General features: G+C 52.2%; 1 rRNA gene. It reads left to right on the forward strand.

Annotation, left to right across the window (positions count from 1 at the left end):
• Positions 1-296 precede the first annotated feature (296 nt).
• Positions 297-1,468: ribosomal RNA gene (locus Ga0451573_RS18870) — 23S ribosomal RNA — on the forward strand; the annotation flags it as partial.

Genomic DNA, 1,468 nt, shown 5'->3' on the forward strand with positions numbered 1-1,468 from the left:
ATGTACGCTGAGGAGTCGAAAAGCCATCTGACGCAGCTAGACGAAGTTTGAAACAGACCGTGTTCTTTGAAAACTTTACAGAGAAAAAAAGTAGTAAGAGAAACCGAGCGCGCCTTTTCGAAGTGGAGAGATTCACGGAGAGAAGGAAGCAAAGGTAAGGATTTTCAAGAAGCGAGCATGGCAAGGAAGCCAGGCCGCTGGCACCGGAGGCGTACTCAAAGTACGTTGAGGATGGCAGCGGAGTGGGTGACGCCGCCAGGCGAAACTTATTGTAAATCCGACTAACTACTACCTGAGGTCAAGTTATTAAGAGCGTACGGCGGATGCCTAGGCGCCAGGAGCCGACGAAGGACGTAGAAAGCTGCGAAAAGCTACGGTAAGCCGCAAGCAGGCGTTGAACCGTAGATATCCGAATGGGGCAACCCGGCGGGAGTAATATCCCGTCACCCTATGCTGAATACATAGGCATAGAGGAGGCAACCCGGGGAACTGAAACATCTAAGTACCCGGAGGAAAAGAAAACAACAGTGATTCCGTAAGTAGCGGCGAGCGAACGCGGAGAAGCCCAAACCAGTATGCTTCGGTGTACTGGGGTTGCGGGACTCTCAAAAGAGAAATGAGCCTTAATCGAAGAGGTCTGGAAAGGCCGGGCACAGAAGGTAACACCCCTGTAGATGAAAAGGCGAATGGATTGGAGAGTATCCCAAGTACCACGGGACACGTGAAACCCCGTGGGAATCAGGGAGGACCACCTCCTAAGGCTAAATACTACCTGGCGACCGATAGTGAACTAGTACCGTGAGGGAAAGGTGAAAAGCACCCCGGGAGGGGAGTGAAATAGAACCTGAAACCGTATGCTTACAAGCAGTCGGAGCGCAATATTAGCGTGACGGCGTGCCTTTTGTAGAATGAACCGGCGAGTTACGGTAGCGAGCGAGGTTAAGCGCTTAAGGCGCGAAGCCGTAGGGAAACCGAGTCTTAAAAGGGCGAATAGTTCGTTGCTGTAGACCCGAAACCGCGTGATCTACCCATGTCCAGGGTGAAGCTAAGGTAAGACTTGGTGGAGGCCCGAACCGACCGACGTTGAAAAGTCGGCGGATGAGGTGTGGGTAGGGGTGAAATGCCAATCGAACGCGGAGATAGCTGGTTCTCCCCGAAATAGCTTTAGGGCTAGCCTCAAGGGATGATTTACGGGGGTAGAGCACTGATTAGGCTAGGGGCCCTACCAGGTTACCGAACCTTATCAAACTCCGAATACCGTAAATTTACCTTGGGAGTCAGACTGCGAGTGCTAAGATCCGTAGTCGAGAGGGAAACAGCCCAGACCGACAGCTAAGGTCCCCAAGTCCAGACTAAGTGGAGAAGGATGTGGGATTGCATAGACAACCAGGATGTTGGCTTAGAAGCAGCCACCATTTAAAGAGTGCGTAATAGCTCACTGGTCGAGTGGCCCTGCGCCGAAAATGTA

This window comes from Phosphitispora fastidiosa, assembly GCF_019008365.1.
Taxonomy (GTDB): Bacteria; Bacillota; Thermincolia; order Thermincolales; family UBA2595; genus Phosphitispora; species Phosphitispora fastidiosa.